This is a genomic window from Antarcticibacterium flavum, from assembly GCF_006159205.1.
Taxonomy (GTDB): Bacteria; Bacteroidota; Bacteroidia; order Flavobacteriales; family Flavobacteriaceae; genus Gillisia; species Gillisia flava.
On the sequence record NZ_CP040812.1, the window covers coordinates 1,427,251 to 1,448,879 of the forward strand.

Here is a 21,629-nt window from a genome sequence, read left to right on the forward strand (position 1 = left end):
CTACTTTTGCAGGGCAAATCAAAAGAAATTCTATGATAACCAAATTAATTGCCCCCTCGGTCCTGGCTGCCGATTTTGCCAACTTACAGCGTGATGTTGAAATGATCAACCAAAGTGAAGCAGACTGGTTTCATATAGATATTATGGATGGGGTATTTGTTCCCAACATATCTTTTGGAATGCCGGTTTTGCAGGCCATCAATAAACATGCTCAAAAAACAATTGACGTCCACCTAATGATCGTTGATCCAGACAGATATATTAAGGAATTTGCAAGTCTGGGGGCAAACATACTTACTGTACATTATGAAGCCTGCACGCATCTTCACCGTACCCTACAGGCTATTAAGGCTGAAGGTATGAAGGCGGGAGTAGCATTAAACCCTCATACAAATGTTGATCTTTTGAAAGATGTGATCAATGATATCGACTTAGTTTGTATTATGAGCGTTAACCCCGGTTTTGGGGGTCAAAGCTTTATCGAGAATACTTATAGCAAAGTGAGGCAATTGAAGGAGATCATTGCCGGCAGCGGTGCCGCCACTCTTATTGAAATAGACGGCGGGGTGACAGATAAAAATGCTGCAAAACTGGTGGAAGCCGGTGCAGATGTTCTTGTTGCGGGAAGCTATGTGTTCAAAGCCAAGGATCAACTCGAAACCATTAAAGGACTAAAAAAACTTGCAAACAGCTAAGAAAAAAGAATACGACATTATAATAATTGGAGGCGGCCCTATTGGGATTGCCTGTGGTTTGGAAGCCGAAAAAAACAATCTTTCCTACCTCATACTGGAAAAAGGTTGCCTGGTTAATTCCCTCTACCACTACCCTACCAATATGACTTTCTTCTCTACTTCAGAGAAGCTGGAATTGGACAATATCCCTTTCATAAGCAATAATCCAAAGCCCCGGAAAGCTGAAGCCCTGGAATACTACAGGAGAATTGCTACTTCAAATAAGCTGAATATTCGCCTTTTTGAAAAAGTACTTTCAGTAAAAACATCTGAAGGGGAAACCCACCAGGTGGAAACTGAAAAAGACACTTATAATGCCAGGAACGTCATTGTAGCTACAGGCTTTTATGATATACCAAATTACCTGGATATACCCGGGGAAGACCTCCCAAAAGTAGCCCATTATTATAATGACCCTCATTTCTATGCCACACAAAAAGTCGTGGTGGTAGGTGCCAGCAATTCAGCAGTAGACGCGGCACTGGAGATCTACAGGAAAGGCGGGGATGTAACAATGATAGTAAGAAGCCCCGAAATTGGCGAAAGGGTAAAATACTGGGTACGGCCAGATATTATTAACAGGATAGAAGAAGGTAGTATTAAAGGATTATTCAATGCACGCCTTAAAGAGGTAAGGGAGAAGGAAGTGATCATTGAAACAGCAGCCGGGGAAGAAACCCTTGAAAATGATTTTGTACTCCTGCTTACGGGATACAGGCCTAATTTTAAATTTTTACAGAAGCTGGGTATTGAGCTTTCCAATGATGGAAGAAGGATCCCTGCTTACAATAAAGACACGATGGAATCCAATGTACCCGGGATCTACCTTGCCGGCGTGATTTGTGGCGGAATGGAAACCCATAAATGGTTTATTGAGAATTCCCGGGTTCATGCTAGGATGATCGTAGGGGATATAGTTTCGAAATAATAATCAAAGTTGTAAGTAAAGATTCTGGATAGCGCCTTCCAGAATCCAGAACCGGGAATTTAAATTTCCGGGTCTGGAAATTAATCGCTTCAACTTCTGCTGAAAGAATTTAGAACTGCTTAAAATTTTTAGTTCCAAAGTTAACCACCGGGTGGGATTGATACTTAATTTGTAAAAAAAGCCGCAGGGAAATGAATTAGATCCTGACTGCACAAGCCTGAACAATATTTCCGAATTTTTAAAAAATAAGAATGGGCCTTAATTCTAAAACTAAGACCCATTCCTCTAAAGAGCAGCTTTTTACATCTGCTCCTGTTTATTGTACTACAAAACGACAATCTCCGCCTCTTCTGTAGTCTTTGTCCTGTTTAGTAACCTCCCATAAAAGGCAAGGTCATTTTTTTCATTTCTGAAAGATCTTTCCAGCCACTTCTTATTGGAGTTCAAAGGATATTTATAAACCTTGATATTTGGATAAAAATCATCATCCTTACCATCCTCCTCGATTCCCACTTCAATGGTTTGGGTTTTCTTGTTATAACTTACATAAGATGCCAAAAAGTTATGCTTAATTAGCGCAATAAAATCTTCAGAAAGAACGTGACATTTCTTACAATCTTCCAGGTAATGGTCAACAAGCCTCTTCATTGAAGCTTTAATTTCTGCTTGTTTATAGTAGGTTGTCATAATTAAAAAGTTCTGTTTGTTTGTGGGGATAAATTTAGGGGAAGAATGTCTTTTTCAATTTTTTTTATGGCATGTTTAACGTAATAACCTAATGAATTCCAAACAAATAGTATCTTGACAAAAATTAAGTTAAGACGTAAAAAAATGGGGTAAGATAGTCCATAATCCGGGATATCTCTCTTTATACGGAATCTGCATCTTCTACTGGAAATTTTTCCTGTACTCTGTGGGATATTGGCCAAATTCTTTTACGAAACTTTTGGTGAAGTATTTTACATCAGAAAAACCAGATTGATATGCGATCTCAGAGATTGTATTGTCTGTTTTCAAAATAAGCCTCGCCCCATATTCCAGCTTAGCCTGCCTTAAGTATTTGACAGGAGAAAGGCCTGTGATCTCTTTAAGTTTTTTGTAGAATTTAGATCGTGACATACCCAATTCTTCAGCAACCTGTTCGATCTTGAAATTCTCGCTGGTGATGTTCTCATAGGTAATCTCTTTGATCCTATTCAGAAATAGTGCATCCTTATCACCAGGGGAATTGGTGCCTGCCACCGGGTCCTTAACTTTAAGACGTTTTTCAAAAAGATTTCTCACCCTTGCTCTTAAAGTTTCGGGATTAAATGGTTTTGTGATATAGTCATCTACGCCAATCTTATAACCTTTGATAATGGACTCCTCTGTATTTACTGCCGTAAGAAGTATAAATGGTATCCCCATAGTACCGGGGTTCTGGAAGATCTTTTGAGAAAACTCGAGCCCATCCATTTTAGGCATTAGCAGGTCACTAATAATGAGGTCTGGGGAATAATACTTTGCCTGTTCATAGCCTTCAATCCCATCGCCGGCTTCAATGACCTCATACTCCTGTTTCAAAATTTCGCAAAGCCTTTGCCGTATCTGTTCCGAGTCTTCCACGATAAGGATCCTTGGCCTTTTCTCTTTGCTTAATGCTACAACAGTCTCTTTACTTTTTACTACTGAGTTCTTTTGCCTCACAGGGATTTTTACCGTAAATACAGAGCCCTTACCCGGCTGGCTTTCTACCTCGATATTACCCTCATGCATTAAAATGAGGTTCATACTAAAATCAAGTCCTATCCCTGAGGAATCCTCACTAAAATCTGATATGGAAGAATGTTCAAACCTTTCAAAGATCCTTTGTTTTTCATCCTCGGGTATGCCAATGCCGGTATCCTCTATCTCTATTATTACCAGATTTTCTTCACTAAAAAGGCGAAGGGAAATTTCACCTTCCCGGGTATATTTTATAGCATTATGCAGAATGTTCCTAACGGCTTTTTCTATAATGTCCCTGTCAAAATCGCAAAATAATCTTTGAGCATCTACATTAAAGCCCAGGCCTTTCTTCTCTGCACTTGGCCGCAGGTTTTCAGTAATTTCATGTATAATTATAGAAATATCGCCATATTCAAAATTAACCGGGTACTCCGGGCTTTCCACTTTTTGAAAATGCAACAGTTGATTCAGGGTACGGGTAAGCTTTGTAACATTGTTTCGCAGGTGGTGCACGGTATTATTACTGGCATCCAGTTTCTCGATATCAAGTTTTAAAATGGTGAGCAGCGTTTTAAATTCGTGGGAAATATTTGTGAAAAAACTGGTCTTAACCTCTGTAAGTTCCTCCATTTTTTTCACTGCGCTAAGAAGATGATCCCGCTGTTTCTTAATATACCTGTTCTGGTTATCAATCACTTCCTGTTTATTGAGAAGCAGCCTGTTGGCCTTATTTTTTTGAGAAAGAAAATAAAAGATCACCGCCGTGCTTAGCAGGAGCAAAATCGTAAAAACCGAGAAAACAAAAATGAGTACATTTTTCCTTTCTACGTTAAGGTATAGATGGTCATACCTTCCAATGAGCTCCCGCAGTTTCTCCTTTTGATTTTGAAGTCTTATCCCTTCATAATACAAGGTCTCGGCATTCCTGGAATCAACCGGGAAAGTATTGAGATAATTATATTTGTCGACCTCCCTGCCATCCAGGATATTGAGCGCGGTCCTTACCGCAATATCCCCTCCTGTGGGATATGAGATGGTAGCATCGATCTTATTGTCGAGGATCATTGGCACTCCCCCTCTTTCTGTGATCAAACCGTCTACCCCAATGATCATAGCATCCATATCGAAGTTACGGGTCACCCTATAAGCAGCGTGTGCCATTTCATCATTGTGCGCAAATATAAGGTCATATCCTTCTGTACGTTCCCTATACAGGCTGTCGAGTTTATAATAAGCGGTTTCCTCGTGCCAGTCGGCATTAAGAACATCGACTCCATGCGAGGAATTATTTCTTACCGATTGAAGAAATCCGTTAAACCGCTGTTCTGCCGGGGAAGAACCCGGAAGGCCCGTAATTTGAAGAATACGGGCCGAATCCTTATTTTTTTCGGAAAGCATGTTTAGCGCAATAGTTCCTGCTGTAATGCCTACATCAAGATTATTCCCCCCAATAAAAGATGTAAAATCACTGGAATTAATATTACGGTCCACCACGATCACGGGGATCCCCATTTTATATACCCGGGAAACAATATCTGTAAGAGGAGCAGCTTCATTAGGGGAAACGATCAAAAGATCAATGGGTTGTTCCATCAACTCTTTTATTTGCTGGATTTGAACTTCATTATCGCCATGAGCAGTGCGGTAAATTATATTTACATCCCTGTCATTTATAAGGTCTGCTTCAGTAAAAATTTCAGAGTTCATTACAATTCTCCACTCATCGTCAGACAGACATTGAGAAAAGCCAATATTGATCGTTTCCTTTTTCGAGGAAGTACAACCGGTAATTAATAGTAGGATAAGCCCCAACAGCTTCCACTTATTCATAAAAAAATATTAAGTAATATCTCAAAAATACACCTTTCAGAAGCCTTGCTATTAAAGGGTTAACAATTTATCCCCCTAAAAATATCAAAACAACAACCCCCGGTCCCGAGGCCTAATATTAAATTGCTGACGCTTTGAAGTTCAATAAACAAATGTTAAAAAAAGTTTTCTCTCTCCCCCGCAATCTTAAGGTTTTTTTCTGAAGCTACGAAAACCTTTGCGAGATTTAAAAACGGGAAGATCACTTTTATAACCCTTATAATTTAATCCTTTTAAATGATGTTTAAACCTATTCTTTTAAGTTTTTCCCGCCTTGACACCCACCTCGCTTATGTTACTTGGCAGGAGGAGGCAAAAAACTTATGATTCAAGTGGAAACTCTGGGAGAATAAAAAATACATTAAAAATGAATTCGATAAACTATATAGTATGCACTCAAAAATTGTAGCCTGGTCCATTACTGCTGCGCTTGCAGGATTCCTCTTCGGGTTTGACACCGTGGTAATTTCAGGGGCAGATAAAGCCTTACAGGCAAACTGGGGCACCTCAGATGCTTTTCACGGTTCGGTTGTCATGGCTATGGCCCTATGGGGAACTGTCATAGGGGCCATTTTTGGAGGTTGGCCTACAAACCGCTTTGGAAGAAAGAACACCCTTATCTTTATAGGTCTCTTATATATATTTTCGGCACTGGGATCTGCGATGGCAAATGATCCAATCACTTTTGCGGCCTTTAGATTCATAGGTGGACTGGGAGTTGGAGCCTCTACTATCGCAGCGCCCACGTATGTTTCAGAGATAGCGCCGCAAAAACACAGGGGACGGTTGGTTTCTTTATACCAATTCAATATTGTACTTGGTATCCTCATCGCATTTCTTTCTAACTACCTTTTGCGCAACACCGGTGCAGAACCATGGCGGTGGATGCTTGGAGTGGAAGCTATTCCTGCAGTGATCTATACTGCCTTCATCTTCTTTGTACCAAGAAGTCCAAGATGGCTCATTTCAAAAGCAAAATATGCCGAGGCAGAAAAGGTGCTAAGGACCATACACCCGGAAGCAGATATTGAAGGAAAAATGCTGGAGATCCAAAAGCAGTCTGAAACCAAGATCTCTGGCGAGAACATTTTTCTAAAAAAATACCGCTTCCCGCTAATACTTGCATTTTTGGTGGCATTTTTCAATCAGCTTTCCGGTATAAATGCATTCTTATATTATGCACCCAGGATCTTCGAAGCGGCAGGCCTGGGAGAAAGTACCGCCTTGTTAAGCAGTATAGGAATAGGAGTTGTTAACCTGCTCTTTACCATTCTGGGAGTAGTCCTTATTGATAAACTTGGAAGAAAACAATTAATGTTTATAGGGTCTATTGGCTATATAATCTCATTATCCCTGGTAGCAGCTTCATTTTTCCTGAACTGGGGAGGATTAACAGTGCCTATCTTCCTTTTCCTCTTCATTGCTGCCCACGCCATTGGACAGGGTGCAGTAATATGGGTATTTATTTCAGAAATTTTTCCTAATCATTTACGAGCTTCGGGACAGGCATTTGGATCTTCCACGCACTGGCTGCTGGCGGCAATCATTCCGTCATTGATTCCCTTCCTTTTCTCGACTGTTGGCCCTGCCCTCGTATTTGCCTTCTTTGCCTTTATGATGGTCTTGCAGCTTATCTTCGTAATCTTTATGATGCCGGAGACAAAAGGAAAATCCCTGGAAGAACTAAGCGAGGAGTTATCTCCCGGTAAGACCACATTATCATTTAAGAATAATTAATTAAAAACAATAAGAATATGCGACCAGTTTTAATTTGTCTAACCGTATTGCTTAGCTTTTTAAGCTTCTCCTGTAAGGATGATGAAAAAAGCACAGCCCTGAACACAGAGACTCCTGCTCAAAGCAATGAGGACTTCAGGCCTCAGTTCCATTTCACTCCCAAGTCTGGCTGGATGAACGACCCCAATGGAATGTTTTACCTGGATGGCACTTACCATCTCTTCTTTCAGCATAATCCAGATGACAACGTCTGGGGGCCTATGCATTGGGGACACGCCACCAGCAAGGACCTTATTGTATGGGAAGAGCAGCCTATTGCCCTGGAACCGGACGAACATGGAACTATTTTCTCCGGAAGTGCTGTAGTGGACCACCAGAACACATCTGGCCTGGGTGACGGTAATACTCCTCCTGTCATTGCGATCTTCACCTACCACGATGCTGAAAGAGAACAGGAGGGTGCAAATGACTTTCAAACTCAGGGGATCGCCTATAGTACAGATGCAGGGAAGACCTGGACCAAATATGAGAATAACCCTGTACTAGGAAATCCTGGAATAAGGGATTTCCGGGACCCTAAAGTGGTGTGGTATGAAGAAGGGAATAAATGGATCATGTCACTTGCAGTGCAGGACCATATTAAATTTTATTCTTCTTCCAACCTATTGGACTGGGAACACCTAAGTGATTTTGGAAAAAATTCTGGCAACCATGGAGGGGTATGGGAATGCCCCGATCTTTTTAAAATGCAGGTTGGTGACACAGGAGAAGAACGTTGGGTGCTTTTAGTAAGCATTAATCCCGGAGGGCCAAACGGAGGTTCTGCCACACAGTATTTTGTAGGTGATTTTGACGGAACCACTTTTACCCTGGATGAAAGTGTTGAAGATATTGGCGAAGAGCATGATTACTGGGTAGATTTTGGAAAGGACAACTATGCAGGGGTGACCTGGTCTAACATTCCGCAGGAGGATGGCAGGCATATATTTATGGGTTGGATGTCCAACTGGCAATATGCGAATGAGGTTCCAACTGAAACCTGGAGAAGTGCTATGACAATTGCACGCACCCTGGATCTCAAAAAAACAGCAGCTACTTACAGGATCACCTCCAGCCCGGTGAAAGAACTGGAAAACTATAAAACCGATGGTATTACAAAGCAAAATATTCAAATTGAAGCTGAAACTGAAATAATTAAAAACGGGGAGATAAGTTTATCACCTTCTGTGGTGGAAGTTAATATCTCCAACTTTAAGGAGCAGGACTATATTTTTCAGCTAAAAAATGATGCCGGTAACGTCCTGGAATTTGGTTATGATGCCGGAGAAGCCGCTTATTATATAGACAGAAGCCAATCTGGAATTACAGATTTTAATGAGGATTTTGCTTCCAAACGATCTTTAGCCCCCAGACTATCACAGGAACAGGATCTAAGATTTACAGCGATCATAGACAATATGTCCATCGAGATCTTCTTTGATGATGGAAACACTGTGATGACAGAGATTTTCTTTCCAAATAAACCATTCCAAACGCTCAGCGCTAAATCCCATGAGACATTCAAAATAGAAAATTTTGAAGCTCATCAATTAAACTTTAATTAATAAAACTTCCTACCTATGAATTACAAATTTTTAATATTATTCCTCCTGTCCATATCTGTATGGGCCCAGGAAGTTAATGTTTCCGGAACAGTAATCTCGGCAGATGATCAAATACCATTACCGGGGGTTTCCATCCTGGTCAAAAATACTACTAAAGGAGTGGTGACAGATTTTGATGGAAAATTTACTATTCAGAATATAAATTCAGATGACATACTGGTTTTTAGTTATGTAGGTTTTACAACTCAGGAAGTGCCGGTAAATGGACGGAATGAGATTAGTATTGCTTTAACACCTGATGCTGAGCAATTATCAGAGGTGGTAGTAACTGGTTATCAAACCGAAAGAAAAAAAGATATTACTGGTGCAGTTTCGGTGGTTGATGTTGACGAGATGAAAAAACAAGCCGTGGCCAATCCAATAAAAGCGCTTCAGGGACGCGTTGCAGGAATGAATATTACCGGTAATGGTTCTCCAAGTTCTCCAGCTACCGTTCGTATACGGGGAATTGGTACTTTGAACAACAACGATCCACTGTATATTATAGACGGAGTGCCAACAAAAGCTGGAATGCACGAATTAAACTCGCAGGATATTGAGTCCATTCAGGTACTTAAAGATGCTTCAGCTGCCAGTATTTATGGGTCCAGAGCAGCCAATGGTGTTATCATTGTGACCACTAAAAAAGGTCAACTTGGGAAAGTAAGGTTGGATGCAAATGTCTATACTTCATTATCCAGTTACACTAGCAGAACGGAAATGCTGGACACTGAAGGCTATGGAAGAGCTCTATGGCAGGCTAATATTAATAACGGCACAGATCCAAACGATAATAGCGTCCAGTACAGGTTTGACTGGGGCATTAATCCAGAAACCGGGGAGCCTATTCTAAACCAGGTATTGGTTCCAGAATATCTGGATGCAGAGCGCACTATGAGAGCCTCCAATACAGATTGGTTCGACGAAATTTCCCGAATAGGAGTAATTCAAAACTATGATGTTGCTCTTTCTAATGGTACAGAAAATGGGAATTACTATTTATCACTTGGATATTTTAATAATGAAGGAGTTATTAAAACGTCAAAATTCGACAGATTTTCTGCCCGTTTAAATACAGATTACAAATTCTTTGATGGAAAAATTGTTGTAGGTGAAAATCTTAGTTTGACCAAAACCTCTGAAGTAGCTGCCGCCCCTATGAATGCGGCAATGCAGGCGCTACCTATTATTCCGGTTAGAACGGTAGATGGACAAGGCTGGGGAGGACCTGTGGGAGGTATGAACGATAGGCAGAACCCCGTAAGACTCCTTGAGGATAACAAACAAAACGGGTATGATTTCTTTCGTTTGTTCGGTAGTTTCTATGCCGAAGCCACTATTCTGGAGAATCTAAATTTTCGAACTAACTTCGGTATTGATTATGGAAATTACACCTATAGAAACCTGAGAAAGAGATATCAGTCAGGTTACCTCAATAATCCTGTGAACAGGGTGGAATCTGGTCAAACCCATAATCTCAAAACTACCTGGACAAACACCCTGAATTATAGTATAAACGTCAAAAATCACTCTCTGAACGCAATTGTGGGAACTGAATTTTTCCGTGAAAAGAATAACAATTTCTGGGCCTCCAGAGAAGATTTCGAAATTGAAGATGATGCCTTTACTTACCTGGATGCAGGAACGGGTCAAAAGGACAATGGCGGCAGTGGTGCAGAACACGTATTGCTTTCTTATTTTGGAAGACTCAATTATTCTTTCCTTGATAAGTATCTTATTTCAGGAACACTGCGATATGACGGCTCCTCCCGTTTCGGTGAAAACAATCGATTTGGTACATTCCCTGCATTCTCTGTTGGTTGGCGCTTAAGCGAGGAAAACTTTATCCAAAACAACACCCATATTTTCGACGAACTAAAACTGCGTTTTGGGTGGGGAATCACCGGAAATCAAGAAATTGACAACAATGCTATCCATAATCTATACTTAACAGATTATAACAGTACCTCCTATGATATAAATGGAAATGGTAGCGGAGTTTTGCCTTCCGGCTATAAACTGGTTCAAAATGCCAATCCTAACCTGCGTTGGGAGCAGAGTAAAATGACAAATTTTGGTCTCGATTTCGACCTATTTAACCACAGGCTATATGGGAGCGCAGAATACTATATCAGGGAGACTTCAGACATTCTTCTTTTGCCTCCATATATAGGAACATTGGGAGAAGGAGGAAACCAATGGGTGAATGGTGCGTCTATGCAAAACAAGGGTTTTGAATTGAGCATTGGGAACCGCACTAATATTAATGAAGATTTCAGGATGAAACTTGATGCTAACTTAAGCTTGTATAGAAATGAAGTTACAGTACTACCAAATGAGGTGGTCAATGCCTACGGCGGCGACGGGAGAGGGCAGAATATTCTAGGCCGGCCAATTAACTCCTTTTTCGGGTATGTAGCAGACGGATTGTTCCAGAGCCAGGAAGAAGTGGCAGCACATGCTGAACAGCCAGGAAAAGGGCTGGGGAGAATTAGGTATGCAGATTTGAATGGAGACGGAGTGATAGATGATTATGATCGCACCTGGATTGGCACACCTCATCCAGATTTCACCTATGGACTGTCAGCTGAATTCAATTACAAACAATTTGACCTGTCTCTTTTCCTGCAAGGAGTTGCCGGAGTGGATGTAATTAACGACTTCAAATTTGCTACTGATTTTTGGAGTGCTTCAGAGACCGGTTCCAATAAAGGGGCTAGACTGTTAGATGCCTGGTCTCCAACCAATACGAATTCTGATATTCCAATGATTTCACTGGTAGACGAGAATTGGGAAGCACGTTTCTCCAGCTATTTTGTGGAGAATGGCTCTTATTTGAGATTAAGAAACGCCCAAATGGGTTATACTTTAACGAATGAAGCAGCATCTAAAGTAGGAATGGATTACTTCAGAGTGTATGTTGGAGGTGACAACCTTGCGCTTTTGCTAAAAAGCAAATCCTTCACTGGAATAGATCCTGAAAATCCAGGTTTCGGCTATCCTAATCCAACGGTTGTAACCGCCGGATTGAATATTAGATTTTAGTAAAAAACAATTAAAAGTATATATATGAAAAGGTTAATACTAATAGCCATAGCAAGTTTAGTTATGCTCTCCTCCTGTGAAGCAGAATTGGATGTTGCCCCAAGAGGTGTATTAAATGAAGGCCAAATTGCCACACCAGAGGGTGCTGAAGGCTTTGTCATTGCTGCATATTCCCAGTTGGGAAATGATGAAATAAACCGCCCTTTCAGTCTTTGGCCATACGGGAACGTTAGGGCAGATGATGCCTATAAAGGAGGTCGGGATCCTGGTGACGGTCAGGGTTTTCATTTCATGGAAACCTATACAAATATAAGACCGGACATGTGGGAAATAGATGGAATGTGGTTCCACCAGTACATCGGTGTGCGACGAGCCAATGAAGGCCTTAGGATTTTGAGTATGTTGACAGAAGAAGAATACCCTCTCCTGGAAGTAAGGACTGCTGAACTCCGCTTCCTGAGGGGTCATTTTTACTTTCAGCTTAAAATTCTCTTCAACAGAATTCCTTATATGGATGAGCATCTACCCGCAGAGGAATATAAATTTGTTTCCAATGTTGAACTTTCAAGTGATGAGCTTTGGGAAAAAATTGCAGACGATTTTGAGTTTGCTGCGCAATACCTACCCCAAATCCAACCTCAAATTGGTAGGGCAGATCAAGTAGCAGCATATGCATACCTGGCAAAAACAAGATTATACCAGGCTTATGAGAAAAATGAACAACACCAGGTGGAAAATATTAACTTTGAAAGACTGCAACAAGTAATTGACGCTGCTAACCAGGTGATTGGTTCCAACCACTTCCTTGAAGAAGATTTTGCAAACAATTTTCTTACAGGAGGTTTTGAAAATGGCCCTGAGTCAATCTTTGCTGTTCAATTTTCCACTAATGATGGGGTAGGACGAGGGCGTGTGAACTACGGCACTATGTTAACCACTCCACAAGGAATTGGTTGCTGTGATTTTCAAAAACCTTCCCAAAATCTAATGAACGCTTTTAAAACCTCCCAGGGGGTGCCTTTTTTAGAAAATTTCAACGAAAGCAACCTGGATTTCAATCTAAATACTGTAGATCCAAGACTCGATCATACTATTGCCCGACCAAATGTGCCCTGGAAGTACGAAAGCGATGTGATGTTCACGGAAGGCTGGAGCCGCTCACCTCAGATCTACGGATTCTATAATTCATTAAAAGAGAACGTGAAAGAAGATGAGTATATAAATGTTGATCCTTTTTATGGTAATACAAAGCCGAGAATAATTTTAAGATATGCCGATGTTTTGTTATTCAAAGCTGAGGCGTTGGTAGAGTTAGGACGATTGGATGAAGCATTGGATATTATCAATCAATTACGATTACGTGCTGCCAATAGCACAGAAAGATTAGTGGATGCAAATGGAACATTATTAGCCAATTACGACGTTGAACCTTATATTCCCGGAGTCAATATAACCTGGGATCAGGAAACGGCCAGGCAAGCTGTACGATTCGAACGCCGTCTCGAGCTGGCGCTGGAAGGTAGCCGCTTCTTTGATCTGGTAAGATGGGGCAATGCCGAGGAAGTGCTGAATAATTACCTAGATATTGAGGCAACCAGAAGAGAATACTTAAGTGGTGGTATGTTCGTTTCAGGAAAACACGAATATCTCCCTATACCTCAAAACCAAATCTTCTGGAGTGAGGACAGATACATCCAGAATCCTGGTTATTAAGAAAATTAAAATATTAAAAATGAATCACTGGGATCAAAAATTACGCCTGAAGCTTTTACCTTTGGCAGTATTATTACTTCTCTCCAAACAGGAGGTTAAGGCACAATACGATGAAAAATATAGGCCGCAATTTCACTTCAGCCCAAAAAAAGGATGGATTGGTGACCCAGATGGTTTAGTCTTTAATGATGGGAAGTACCATCTTTTCTGGTGGGGTCATGCTGTATCTGATGATCTTGTGCACTGGGAGGAACTCCCCTACCCTATGCAAGGAGGAGATGGTACCTTCTCCTACTTTTCAGGTTCCGTTGTAGTTGACAAGCAAAACACGGCTGGTTTTGGGGAAGATAGTTTCATTGCTGTATACACCCGCCACATGCCGGGGGATTCCCTTCCGGAAACCCAAGCCATTTCTGTGAGCAATGATGCTATCAATTTTAAATACTACGAAGGAAATCCGGTACTGGATATTAATAAGATCTTCTTTCGGGATCCTCAGGTTTTTTGGTATGAACCTGAAAAAAAATGGGTGATGGTAGTTTCCCTGCCCGATGTTCAAAAAATACAAATTTACGAATCGCAGAATATGAAGGACTGGGATTATCTGAGTGAATTTGGTTATCTGGGAGCTCAAAATTCTTTTTGGGAATGCCCTGACCTGTTCCAACTTCCAGTGGATGGGGACGTCAATAATTCAAAGTGGGTAATGCTAATAGGAAGAGGACCAAATAGGGTGCAGTATTTTTTAGGAAGCTTTAACGGAAAGGAATTTGTTGCAGATAAAGAAACAGAGGATTACCTAAGATTAGGTAAGGGTCTTAACGGTGAAGTGTTCGCCAATTTTGAAGGTGAATCGTTTGAATCCTGGGAAAATTCTGGCAATGCCTTTAAACTTAGCCCGGTTTCAGATTCAACAGGTGCCCTGGGAAACTTATACATCACCTCAATGAAAAATTCAGATCAAAAAATTTCCACCTCTATTGATCCCTTAATGGCCGGAGGAGTCGTTGCTGATAATCCTCAATCAGTTGAAAGAACGGGATCACTGCTTTCTCCTGAGTTTATTATAAATAAAAGCGCAATTAATTTTTTAATCTCCGGAGGAAAGAATCCTTCCAAAACAAGTATTAATCTAGTGGTGAATGGAAAAAAGGTTCGAAGCACCTCTGGAGATAACACAGATGTTTTCAAGTGGAATGGTTGGGATGTGACCAATCTAAAAGGCGAAAAAGCACAGATAAGCATTGAGGATAATACTGCCCAGGAAGACACACAATATATTGCTATTGACCATATTATGTTCTCTGATGTTCTTCAAAACCAGAACCTGGAGCATGCGTTGTGGTTAGATTATGGTACAGATTTTTATGCGGCCCGCACCTGGAGGGATATTGATAATGTTAGTGACCGGACGGTGGTCCTGGGATGGATGGGTAACTGGGATTATTCCCGCGACGTGCCCACCTCCTGGGGGAAAGGTTTTGAATCTGTGCCCCGGGAAATTTCTCTTAAGAAATTACCTCAGGGAATTAGGGTTGTACAACAGCCGGTACCGGAGCTAAAAAAGCTTAGGAAGGAGATCTTAAATGTAAAGAAGAAATCCGTGGAGGGAATTGAAGAAATCATTTCCCCATCACGAAACACCTATGAGATTGAGGCCGTTTTTAGCACAAAATCTTTATTTGATTTTGGTTTTAACCTTTTGGTGGGTGAGAGCCGAAAACTTGTAATTTCCTACGATCCCAGAACCTCTAATTTTTGTCTTGACAGAACTCGGACGACCGATTATCTTTCCGATGAGGAATTCCTTAAGAAATTTGCCACAAAGATGTGCGCTCCTGTGATTTCTAACAATAAGGAAATAAAACTACACATTTTAGTTGACCAGGCTTCAATAGAAATCTTCACAAATGAGGGAGAAAAAGTTTTTAGTGCACTTACATTCCCCGGTGAACAGCAGAAAGGGATAGAGGTTTTCTCCAACGGAGGGAAAACTGAGCTGCTCGAACTTAGGATGTGGGAACTTGAATCCATTTGGAATAAAAAAGAATAATAGAAATAAGTAAAAATGATAATAACCATTTTAATTAAAGAAATATGAGAATTTTAGATCTTAAGGTAGTTTTTAAATTGCCTGCAATCCTGATAGGAATTTCAATAATGATGTTTTCATGTGACGATTCAATAGATGACTCTGGTTTTATTTTAGATGTTCCTGTAAATATTGAATCTTTTAGTCTTCACGGTGAGGAAGGCCAAATAGATCAAGCTTCAGGAGAAATAACATTCATTATGCCTTATAATACTAATATAACAGGTATAGTGCCTACAGTGGAACTTCCAGGATCAGCTACTTTGACTCCTTCTGTCGATGTTCCAAGGGATTTTACTCAGGAAGTGACATATACCGTGGTGAACGGAAACCTCTATAAAAATTATGTAGTGAAAGTGGAAGTTTTAAAACCAATCCTTAACTTTTCCATCAATGGGGTAGCCGGGGCCATTAATCACACTAACCGTACAATAAATTTATTAATGCCAGAAGGCACCAATCTTTCTAACTTACAACCGGAGATAGAAATTTCCGATGGATTGACTATTAGCCCATCTTCCGGCACCAGCATAGATTTTTCGGAACCGGTTATTTTTACAATAAATGCGAATGATCATACCCTTGAATATACTGTAAATGTAACTACCCCTGCCACAGGAGTGAAGATAGGATATCTCGGAGTTGCTTCTAATAGAAGTTCTATTTCCGACCCTGATGAAAAGGCCGCCGCAGACTGGTTATTTAGTACTTTTGGAGAAGTGGAATATATTTCTTTTGAAGATGTAGCCACCGGTACCAATCTCAGCAATTTTGCTGTTATCTGGTGGCATTTTGATGAGGCTCAGGACCTTCCGGAAATTGCATATAATCCTGAGGTGTTGAACTCCCTCAAAAATTTTCGTAATGAAGGTGGCGGTCTCTTGTTAACTACTTTTGCGGCCCTCCTTGTAGATGAGCTAGGTATTGTTCCCGCAGGTCACCAGCCAAACAATGTCTTTGGTGATTTTGGGACAGGCGGTTTTGTGGATGAGAATAACAATTGGGGTATATCTTTTAGGGGCCATGAAGAGCATCCTCTTTTTGTAGGGCTTGAAACTTTCGAGAACGGCAAAGCCAATTTCCTTGAAAAAGGTACTTTCCGACAAAATCATACTGCCTGGTGGTTCCTTCCTGAGTGGGGAAATTATGGTAATGGCGAAGGCTGGAGAAACCAGACGGGGGGAATTAATTTAGCTAGTGAATCCTGGGATGATAATCTAGATGGTCGTGTGGCTATTGCAGAATTCAATGGTACGGAAGCCCAGGGAAATGTCATTGTTATAGGTTTTGGAGCATACGACTGGTATAATGAAACTGATGCCGATGGAAATGAGAGCCAGGCAAATGCATTTCTCCCGAATATCAAAAGGTTGACAGAAAACGCTATTTATTACCTTGGAGGAGGAGAAGAAGAACTAGGAGAAGAAGAATAGGGAGAAGAGTAGTAAAGAATTCCAACGAATAAGCCGGTAATGATTCGGCAGTGCAGGGAACTAAAAAAAGCAATTATGATGAATTTTAAATCAACAGTACTTATTATGGTAATCATTATGAGTGGCTGCAGTGAAGATAGAATTGAGCCCGAAGTACCTCCGACTAACAAGGAAACTGAGACCGACTTTTATCCAAAACCGCCATCGGGGTGGATGGGGGAATCGAATCCTTACAACACTACAGGATGGGTAGGAGATATCATGCCATACTATGACAATGGAGTGTTTCATATATTCTTCCTGCATGATGCACAAATTAAACCGGGAGGAGAAGGATTTCATCCTATTCATAAGTTTGAGAGCCAGAATTTGGTAGATTTTTCATATCAAGGTGAAATGATCCCTTACGGTACTACGAACGAAGCAGATTTTGCAATTGGCACAGGCTCTCCAGTAAAAGTGGGAGATACTTATTATTTCTATTACACAGGACACAATGGCAATTCAGGCTTTGTTCAAAATAATCCGCGAGAGAGTGTGCTGTTGGCAACCAGTACAGACCTGGAAAACTGGACCAAGCAAAAAGATTTTAAAATAACTGCTCCCATGGGATATTACGATTTCGATTTCCGTGACCCACACGTTTTTTATAATTCCGAGGAAAGTGAGTACTGGATGATCATAAGCACTCAAACCTCTGCTCGCAAGGCAGTCGCATTACTGTATACCACTCAAGACCCCACAACACATCAATGGGAACTTCAGGAGCCTTTATATACCACTACAGAGGAAGAGAATTACCTTATGTTGGAATGTGTTGACATGTTCAGGATGGGTAATTACTGGTATATGTTATTTTCAGAGAATTGGAATGAGAAAGCTACTCACTACCGGATTTCCACCTCTTCCAGAGGGCCCTGGATTAAACCAGAAATAGATGTGATGGATGGCGAATTTCTATATGCAGCAAAAACAGCCAGCGATGGTGACAACCGCTATCTTTTCGGCTGGACAGCAAGGAGGTCTCCAGAGACTAATAATGGAAACAAGGAATGGGCAGGAAATATGGTAATACACCAGCTTACGCAGGAATCAGATGGCACCCTGGGAATTAATATTCCGAATCGGGTTGTAAATGTCTTTACAGATGCTATTCCTTTGGAAATTCAAAATAGTCAAGGATCTGTTACAGGAAGTGAAAATAATTTTATTTTAAATGGAAACCCAGAAACAGCACTGCAAACCTTCACTATCCTAAATGGAACTAGAATGATTAATACAAATCTCAGCATTGATAACTTAACAGGTGCAGCAGGTTTTGTGCTTAACGCAGCCTCAGCTTCCGAACAAAGCTATCAAATTCTCATTGAACCTTCACAGGAACGGGTTGCGGCATACCGAATTTCAGGAGGAACTGCGGAATTAGTAAATCAAAGGTCTATTGTAGTGGAGGATGATTTTCAAATGGAACTGGTGATCGAAGGTTCCATCGTTGTTCTTTACATTAATGGGAAAGCAGCTTTTAGCAACCGGGTTTATGATGCCATTGGAAAAGAATGGGGAATAATAGCTAAGGGGACATCTGCAACTTTTGAAAACCTTAATGTTGTAAAGCCTTAAGCCGTTACTTTTATACTTACATAGAGATACCCGGTAAGATTATATACGGAACAGAATAAAAGGTTTGCTTGTAGATTTTTGGATTGCCCCACTACATTAGTTGAATGTAAGGCAAGTTAAAATAACAATGAAAAGAGGTAAACGAGTAACAAAAAAAATGCTCCTCAATTCTTAGATTGACGGTTAATTTTAAGAGAATAAAATGAAAAAAGGATTTTTAATAGATATGGACGGGGTGATCTATGGGAATGACACCCTTATCCCGGGAGCAGATAAATTTATTGAGCAGCTTCAAAAAAAGAAGATCCCGTTCCTTTTTATGACCAACAACAGCCAGCGTACCCCGCTGGATACAGTGAATAAGGTCGCGAAAATGGGAATTAAGATCAAGGAACAGAATGTCTATACCAGCGCCATGGCCACTGCTTCTTTCCTGTCCTTCATGGAACCAAAAGGCACGGCCTATGTCCTTGGCGAGGGAGGACTCATTACGAGCCTCTCACAGGAAGGTTATATCCTGGTAAACAATAATCCCGATTTTGTAGTAGTGGGCGAAGGCAGGAACTTCACTCTGGAGATGGTGAATAATGCTGTGGATATGATCCTTAACGGAGCAAAGCTTATCGCAACAAACCTTGATCCCTCTCCCAAGAAAACAGGATGGACAAACCTGGGGATTAAAGCGGTGGTGGCAATGATCGAGGAAGCCACCGGAAAGAAAGCTTTTTCTGTAGGGAAACCAAGTCCTGTTATGATGCGCTCTGCCCGCAAATACCTGGGCCTGGAAGCAAAAGAGACAATTATTATTGGAGATACGATGGATACAGATATCCTTGGAGGTGTCCAATTGGGATATACCACAATCCTGACCCTGAGCGGGGTTTCTAAAAAGGAAAATTTAATAGATTACGCCTTTAAACCAGACCTTATTGTAAATTCAGTTGCAGAAATTGACCTGGAAACAGTACTTAACCTGCAGTAATATATACAGGCTAAGTGAACTAAAATATAAAATATGAGCATAAAAGCTATTTGTTTTGGAGAAGTGCTTTGGGATGTTTTTCCAGATAAGGAGGAGAGAATTGGAGGCGCCCCTTTGAATGTGGCCTCCCGGCTGAGCGCTGCGGGAATAGAGGCTGCTATGATAAGCAAGGTGGGAGATGATGAAAAAGGAGAAAAAGCCATCTCCTTTTTGAAAGAAAATGGAGTGGATACACCATTAATAGAAATGGATGCTGAACAACCTACCGGGATTGTTCTTGTAACATTGGATAAACAAGGATCTGCTTATTATGATATCGCCCACCCTGCTGCCTGGGACAGGATAGAGTTAAAACCTGAAATGAAAAGTGCCGTCGCCCATAGTGATGCATTTATTTACGGCAGTCTTGCCTGCAGGGATGAAATTAGCAGAAATACCCTTTTTGCACTCCTTGAGGAAGATTGCTATAAGATCTTTGACGTGAACCTTAGGCCTCCTCATTATAAAACTGCTGTACTCGAACATTTGATGCACAAGGCACACTTTATAAAATTCAATGATGATGAATTATATGAGATAGCAAAAGAAGTGGGGTCTCCATATAATTCCCTCGAGCAAAACCTGCATTATATTGCAGAAAAGACCAAAACTGCTACAATATGTGTGACTAAAGGCAGGCATGGTGCAGTGCTTTTAAGAGATGATAAGCTTTATTACAATAGTGGTTTCAAAATAAAGGTCAGGGACACGGTAGGTGCCGGAGATTCTTTTCTGGCCTCTTTAATTGCAGGTTTGCTGAAGGAAGAAGAACCTCAAAAAGCACTGGATTACGCCTGTGCCATAGGAGCTTTGGTAGCCTCCCGCGAAGGAGCAAACCCGGAACTTACAGAGAAGGAGGTTGCAGAGTTTATGGAGCCGGGGGAGTAGTTGTCTGTTGTCGGTTGTCAGTTGTCAGTTGTCAGTTGTCATCGGTTGTGAGTTGTGGGTTGTGGGTTGTCGGTCGAAGAGTCAGTTGTAAGTTGTAGGTTGTAAGTTGTAGGTTGTAAGTTGTAGGTTGTAGGTTGTAAAAATGTGAAGAGTGGAAAGTGGAAAGTGGAGAGTGGAGAGTGGATAGTCGGGACGCAGCCCGCCGGCCCCCAAAGGGGGAGTGAAAAAACGGGAGGGTTTAATACCCCGTGAAACTCCGAGTAAAACTACTGTAACTTTGTGGTTAAATAAAATTGGACTTGAAGCGAAAAGAATCATTCTGTTCAGAAGAATAACACCAAACAACAAACAACAAACCCCAAACAACAAACAGAAAACAGAAAACGGAAAACGGAAAACGGAAAACCCTTCCCGTCCTCTGTTCTCTAAAATTCTACAAAAACCTAAGCAATGCTTTTGCTGCTTCTTCTGAGGAAGCGGGGTTTTGGCCGGTGATGAGTTTTCCGTCCACTTTCACGTAGGACTGCCAGTCATCGGCTTTGCTGTAGTTGGCGCCTAGCTGATTCATTTTATCTTCAATTAAAAATGGAACAACATCTGTTAAACCCACTGCTGCTTCTTCTGAATTTGTGAAGCCTGTCACATCTTTTCCTCTTACCAGAGGCTCATTATTATACTTGGTATTTGCCAGGGCCGCGGGGGCGTGACATACCAGTGCCATGGGTTTCATCTCATTATAAAAATCCTGGATGAGCTCTATGGACTCAAGGTTTGTCGCAAGGTCCCATAAAGGTCCGTGGCCACCGGGGTAGAAAACACCGTCGAAATCGGCAGCCTTTACTTCCTCGAGTTTCTTTGTTTTGGAAAGCTTTTCCTGTAATTCCTTATCCTTATCGAAACGTTTGGTAGCTTCTGTTTGTGCATCTTCTGTAGTACTGGAAGGGTCAATTGGCGGCTGACCACCTTTTGGAGAAGCCAGGGTGACTTCTACGCCGGCATCGGCCAGTACATAATAAGGTGCTGCAAATTCCTCCACCCAAAATCCGGTTTTCTTTCCTGTGTCACCCAGTTTGTCGTGAGAGGTTAACACCATTAATACTTTCATAGTTCTTTTTTTGCAATTAATATTTATTTGAATATGTGTAGAAAAGAGCTCTTAGGCCCTCAACCTTAAAATTAAGTGCCTCTGTCTCCCCTGC

General features: G+C 41.1%; 14 protein-coding genes. 11 read left to right on the forward strand and 3 right to left on the reverse strand.

Annotated features, from left to right (window positions below; all coding sequences use genetic code 11):
* The first annotated feature begins 32 nt into the window (after positions 1 to 32).
* Together rpe and FHG64_RS05965 are read left to right on the forward strand one after the other, a co-directional pair.
* A complete protein-coding gene (gene rpe, locus FHG64_RS05960; protein WP_139065567.1) occupies positions 33 to 695 on the forward strand; it encodes a ribulose-phosphate 3-epimerase in 663 nt (220 codons plus the stop codon).
* The gene (locus FHG64_RS05965) at positions 682 to 1,662 is read left to right on the forward strand and encodes a YpdA family putative bacillithiol disulfide reductase (RefSeq protein WP_139065568.1); all 981 of its coding nucleotides are present in this window, start codon (positions 682 to 684) and stop codon (positions 1,660 to 1,662) included. The genes rpe and FHG64_RS05965 overlap by 14 nt, the downstream gene beginning before the upstream one ends.
* 324 nt (positions 1,663 to 1,986) lie before the next feature.
* Here the strand turns inward: FHG64_RS05965 and FHG64_RS05970 are convergent, their stop codons facing one another.
* Positions 1,987 to 2,349 carry an SRPBCC family protein gene (locus FHG64_RS05970; RefSeq protein WP_139065569.1) on the reverse strand — a complete coding sequence of 121 codons (363 nt, stop codon included), beginning with the start codon at positions 2,347 to 2,349 and terminating at the stop codon, positions 1,987 to 1,989.
* 201 nt (positions 2,350 to 2,550) lie between these two features.
* Positions 2,551 to 5,199, reverse strand: a complete 2,649-nt coding sequence (locus FHG64_RS05975; RefSeq protein WP_139065570.1) for a hybrid sensor histidine kinase/response regulator transcription factor — start codon at positions 5,197 to 5,199, stop codon at positions 2,551 to 2,553.
* 429 nt (positions 5,200 to 5,628) lie between these two features.
* On the opposite strand from FHG64_RS05975, the gene FHG64_RS05980 reads away from it, so the two are divergent.
* From FHG64_RS05980 to FHG64_RS06020, 9 genes are all read left to right on the forward strand, one after another.
* Entirely contained in the window at positions 5,629 to 6,975 is a 1,347-nt protein-coding gene (locus tag FHG64_RS05980) for a sugar porter family MFS transporter (RefSeq protein ID WP_139065571.1), read from the forward strand.
* A 17-nt stretch (positions 6,976 to 6,992) separates the two neighbouring features.
* The gene (locus FHG64_RS05985) at positions 6,993 to 8,579 is read left to right on the forward strand and encodes a glycoside hydrolase family 32 protein (RefSeq protein WP_139065572.1); all 1,587 of its coding nucleotides are present in this window, start codon (positions 6,993 to 6,995) and stop codon (positions 8,577 to 8,579) included.
* Positions 8,580 to 8,594: 15 nt separating this feature from the next.
* Positions 8,595 to 11,663 (forward strand): SusC/RagA family TonB-linked outer membrane protein, encoded by a 3,069-nt coding sequence (locus tag FHG64_RS05990; protein WP_139065573.1) that lies wholly within the window; start codon positions 8,595 to 8,597, stop codon positions 11,661 to 11,663.
* Between the two features lie 24 nt (positions 11,664 to 11,687).
* A complete protein-coding gene (locus FHG64_RS05995) occupies positions 11,688 to 13,376 on the forward strand; it encodes a RagB/SusD family nutrient uptake outer membrane protein (RefSeq protein ID WP_139065574.1) in 1,689 nt (562 codons plus the stop codon).
* 19 nt (positions 13,377 to 13,395) lie between these two features.
* A complete protein-coding gene (locus FHG64_RS06000) occupies positions 13,396 to 15,429 on the forward strand; it encodes a glycoside hydrolase family 32 protein (protein ID WP_139065575.1) in 2,034 nt (677 codons plus the stop codon).
* Positions 15,430 to 15,473: 44 nt separating this feature from the next.
* On the forward strand, positions 15,474 to 16,901 hold the full coding sequence (locus FHG64_RS06005; RefSeq protein WP_139065576.1) for a DUF4960 domain-containing protein: 1,428 nt from the start codon (positions 15,474 to 15,476) through the stop codon (positions 16,899 to 16,901).
* 75 nt (positions 16,902 to 16,976) lie between these two features.
* Positions 16,977 to 18,521: a glycoside hydrolase family 32 protein gene (locus tag FHG64_RS06010; RefSeq protein ID WP_168191323.1), complete on the forward strand. Its 1,545-nt coding sequence runs from the start codon at positions 16,977 to 16,979 to the stop codon at positions 18,519 to 18,521.
* A gap of 202 nt (positions 18,522 to 18,723) precedes the next feature.
* Positions 18,724 to 19,503, forward strand: coding sequence for an HAD-IIA family hydrolase (locus tag FHG64_RS06015; RefSeq protein WP_139065578.1), 780 nt, complete (start codon positions 18,724 to 18,726; stop codon positions 19,501 to 19,503).
* A gap of 33 nt (positions 19,504 to 19,536) precedes the next feature.
* Positions 19,537 to 20,430 (forward strand): carbohydrate kinase family protein, encoded by an 894-nt coding sequence (locus tag FHG64_RS06020; RefSeq protein ID WP_139065579.1) that lies wholly within the window; start codon positions 19,537 to 19,539, stop codon positions 20,428 to 20,430.
* Positions 20,431 to 20,863: 433 nt separating this feature from the next.
* Here FHG64_RS06020 and FHG64_RS06025 read toward each other — a convergent pair whose 3' ends face one another.
* Positions 20,864 to 21,535 carry a type 1 glutamine amidotransferase domain-containing protein gene (locus FHG64_RS06025; protein WP_139065580.1) on the reverse strand — a complete coding sequence of 224 codons (672 nt, stop codon included), beginning with the start codon at positions 21,533 to 21,535 and terminating at the stop codon, positions 20,864 to 20,866.
* Positions 21,536 to 21,629 lie beyond the last annotated feature (94 nt).

What these genes read in the sequence shown, in the direction of transcription:
- rpe (WP_139065567.1), top strand. Translation starts at nt 33, where the DNA reads ATGATAACCAAATTAATTGCCCCCTCGGTCCTGGCTGCCGATTTTGCC.
- FHG64_RS05970 (WP_139065569.1), bottom strand. Translation starts at nt 2,349, where the DNA reads ATGACAACCTACTATAAACAAGCAGAAATTAAAGCTTCAATGAAGAGG.
- FHG64_RS05975 (WP_139065570.1), bottom strand. Translation starts at nt 5,199, where the DNA reads ATGAATAAGTGGAAGCTGTTGGGGCTTATCCTACTATTAATTACCGGT.
- FHG64_RS05980 (WP_139065571.1), top strand. Translation starts at nt 5,629, where the DNA reads ATGCACTCAAAAATTGTAGCCTGGTCCATTACTGCTGCGCTTGCAGGA.
- FHG64_RS05985 (WP_139065572.1), top strand. Translation starts at nt 6,993, where the DNA reads ATGCGACCAGTTTTAATTTGTCTAACCGTATTGCTTAGCTTTTTAAGC.
- FHG64_RS05990 (WP_139065573.1), top strand. Translation starts at nt 8,595, where the DNA reads ATGAATTACAAATTTTTAATATTATTCCTCCTGTCCATATCTGTATGG.
- FHG64_RS05995 (WP_139065574.1), top strand. Translation starts at nt 11,688, where the DNA reads ATGAAAAGGTTAATACTAATAGCCATAGCAAGTTTAGTTATGCTCTCC.
- FHG64_RS06000 (WP_139065575.1), top strand. Translation starts at nt 13,396, where the DNA reads ATGAATCACTGGGATCAAAAATTACGCCTGAAGCTTTTACCTTTGGCA.
- FHG64_RS06005 (WP_139065576.1), top strand. Translation starts at nt 15,474, where the DNA reads ATGAGAATTTTAGATCTTAAGGTAGTTTTTAAATTGCCTGCAATCCTG.
- FHG64_RS06010 (WP_168191323.1), top strand. Translation starts at nt 16,977, where the DNA reads ATGATGAATTTTAAATCAACAGTACTTATTATGGTAATCATTATGAGT.
- FHG64_RS06015 (WP_139065578.1), top strand. Translation starts at nt 18,724, where the DNA reads ATGAAAAAAGGATTTTTAATAGATATGGACGGGGTGATCTATGGGAAT.
- FHG64_RS06020 (WP_139065579.1), top strand. Translation starts at nt 19,537, where the DNA reads ATGAGCATAAAAGCTATTTGTTTTGGAGAAGTGCTTTGGGATGTTTTT.
- FHG64_RS06025 (WP_139065580.1), bottom strand. Translation starts at nt 21,535, where the DNA reads ATGAAAGTATTAATGGTGTTAACCTCTCACGACAAACTGGGTGACACA.